The organism is Azospirillum sp. TSO5, from assembly GCF_003116065.1.
GTDB lineage: Bacteria > Pseudomonadota > Alphaproteobacteria > Azospirillales > Azospirillaceae > Azospirillum.
The window spans coordinates 1-2,824 of the sequence record NZ_LGQY01000184.1 but is presented as its reverse complement, the minus strand read 5'-3'; the positions used below and the strand labels follow the sequence as shown (position 1 = coordinate 2,824).

Below are 2,824 nucleotides of genomic sequence, written 5' to 3'. Positions count from 1 at the left end.
TGCGGATACCGATTTATCCGGCCAGGGATTCCGATTTGGATCCGGCCACCTGTTCCGATTTGATCCCGGCCACCTGTACCGATCGGATGTCGGCCAGGTGGGTGACGTCGCTTCAACAGGTCACGTGCTTCATCCCATGACGGGACATTTCTGGTCAAGGTTGTGCCGTTCGCAGCGGTCGTCCCCGCTTTCCACGGGAGGGTCCCAGGGGCGCCGCGGAGTGCCCTCCTCAGCTGACGCAGCGGCGCCCCTGGGAGGGGCCTGTGGGAAGTGGGGGCGAGCGCCGGGCGCCTGCGGGATCAGTCGAAGTCCTTCGGCTGCTGGATTTTCCTCATCGACTCGCCCGTGAGGTCGATGCGATACGCCGCGTGAACGATGCGATCCAATATGGCGTCGCCCAAGGTTGGACACCCGATCACCTGATGCCAGCGGTCCGTGGGGATTTGGCTGGTGATCAGCAGCGAGCCGCGCCCGTGGCGATCCTCCACGATCTCCAGCAGGTCACGCCGGTGATCCGCCGTCAGGGTTTCCGGTCCCCAGTCGTCGAGGATCAGCAGGTCAGTGCGCGCCAAGCTGGCCAGCAGCTTGGCGTAGCGCCCGTCGCCCCGGGCCAGATCGAGGGCGGCGAAGAGCCGGGGAACGCGCTGGTAGAGAACCGAGAAGTCTTCCCGGCAGGCTTTGTGGCCGAGCGCGCAGGCCAGCCAGCTTTTGCCGATGCCCGTTGGGCCGCAGAGGATCAGATGGCGGTGGTCGCGGATCCACTGGCAGGAGGCCAGCTTCAGGAACAGCGCCCGGTCGAGGCCACGGCCTGCCCGGTAATCGACGTCCTCGATGGCCGCCTCCTGGCGTAACTTGGCGCGTTTGACCCGCGCCTCGAAGCGCTTCTGCTGGCGCCCCGTGGTCTCGTAGTCGAGCAGCAGTCCCAGCCATTCCGCGTGCGACAGGGTGGCGGCGGCCGGATCGGCCTCCAGCGCCTTGAAGCCCTTGATGCAGCCGTGCAGGCCCAGGGTGTAGAGGGTGTCCAGGGTGGGGTGGTTCAGCATGGCTGACGTCCTCAATGGAAGTAGCCGCCGCCGCGGATGTTGGCGTGCAGCAGGGGCGGAGCATCGGCGGCTTGGCGCCGGGGCTTGCGGTCGAGATTGTTGTCCAGGATCGAGCCGAGGCTCGTGGCGGACAGCGCGCCGATCTCGACGGCCCGAGCACAGGCCGCTTCGGCACGGGCGACATCGACGCCGCGCAGGCGCTTGAGGATGCCCAGGCAGGAGCGAAAGCCCTGTTCGGGATGGCGGCGGCTAGCCAGCACCGCCAGGATCAGCGCCTCGGTGTTCGGGCCGATGGCGGCGGCATCGCGTCGGAACCGCGCTTCGCTCCACCCGGCGTAGAAGCGGTGGTTGCTCGGCATGTGATCGGGGTGGGTGGCGTGGCGGGCACCGCCAAAGCGGCGGACGTGGACGGCGACCCGCTGGCCAGCATGGAACACCTCCACCGTGCTGGCGGTGACGCGGGCCTCGATTTCCTGGCGGATCAGAGCGTGAGGCACCGAGTAGAAGAAGCCGCAGACCTCGACATGATAGTCGAGATTGACGCGCGCCCGCTTCCACTCGGCGTATTCGTACGGCGTCTCGGGCAGCGCCGCCATCGCCGGAAGCTCGATCTGAAGGAAGAGGTCGCGCCGGGTGACGCCGAGCTTGCGCATGACACGGGTGTTGATCTGCTCCACGGCCTCGCTGACGGCTTTCTGGCACTCCGCCAGCGAGAAGAAGGGGACGTTGCGCAGGCGCCCGAGGATGTAGGACTGGGCCAGACGAACGCCGCCCTCGACCTTGGCCTTGTCGCGCGGCTTGCGCGGGCGTGCCGGAAGAATGCCGACGCGGTAATGCTCGGCCATCCGGGCGTAGGTTGGGTTCGCCTCGGGATCGTAGAAGGAGGCGCGCTGGATCCCGGCCTTCAAATTGTCGGGCACCACGAGACGGGGCACCTTGCCGAAGAAGGTGAACATACGGACATGCGCGCCGATCCAGTCCGGCAGGCTCTGGCTCCAGGTCGGCTCGGCATAGGTGTAGTTGGAGGCGCCCAGCACCGCCACGAACAACTCCGCCGTCCGCACCTCGCCGGAGAGCGGGTCGATGATGGGAATGGTCTTGCCGGAGAAATCCACGAAGACCCTCTCCCCGGCGACATGATGCTGGCGCATGGTCGGCGCCAGTTTGCGTTCGAACTCGCGGTACAGATCACAGAACCGGCTGTACCCATAGCCGTCCGGATGGACTTGGCGATACTCCTCCCAGAGCATGAGGAGATGGACCCCTGGCCGCTTGAGTTCGCGGGCGACGGTCGGCCAATCGGGCTCGACGCGCCGCCGGATCCCGGTCTGGGTGTCGGGGCGCCCGAACAGACGCTCCTCCAGCACGGCGTCGGTGAGATCCTCGGGCAAGGGCCAGTCCAGTCCGGCGCCGGTGATCCGGGCCATGTAGTCCTGGATGGTGCTGCGCGCGACCCCGAGTTGAAGGGCGATGGCCCGGTCGCTCAGCTTCCTGGGGTCGTGCTTGAGCCTCAGCAGTTCTCGGATTTGCCTCATCGTCAGCCTCTTCTTGCTCATCGCGTCTTCGTTCCTGCTTGGGACGGAAAGAGCGATGCATCGGTTGATGCTGACCTGTCGGGCAAGGTGTCATCCCAGCCCCCACCTCTCCGCAACCAGAGGGGTGGCCGGATCCCAATCGGAACCGGTGGCCGGAAGCCGATCGGAACGGGTGGCCGACTTGATGTCGGAATCAGTGGCCGGGATCAAATCGGAATGGGTGGCCGGATGATGTCGGAATTCGCA

Annotated in this window: 2 protein-coding genes; both read right to left on the bottom strand. The window is 66.5% G+C overall.

What is annotated here, in order from left to right:
- Positions 1-299: 299 nt before the first annotated feature.
- Positions 300-1,043 (bottom strand): IS21-like element helper ATPase IstB, encoded by a 744-nt coding sequence (gene istB / locus TSO5_RS31805; RefSeq protein ID WP_109155354.1) that lies wholly within the window; start codon positions 1,041-1,043, stop codon positions 300-302.
- 11 nt (positions 1,044-1,054) lie between these two features.
- Positions 1,055-2,599, bottom strand: coding sequence for an IS21 family transposase (gene istA, locus TSO5_RS31800; RefSeq protein ID WP_109155353.1), 1,545 nt, complete (start codon positions 2,597-2,599; stop codon positions 1,055-1,057).
- Positions 2,600-2,824: the final 225 nt, after the last annotated feature.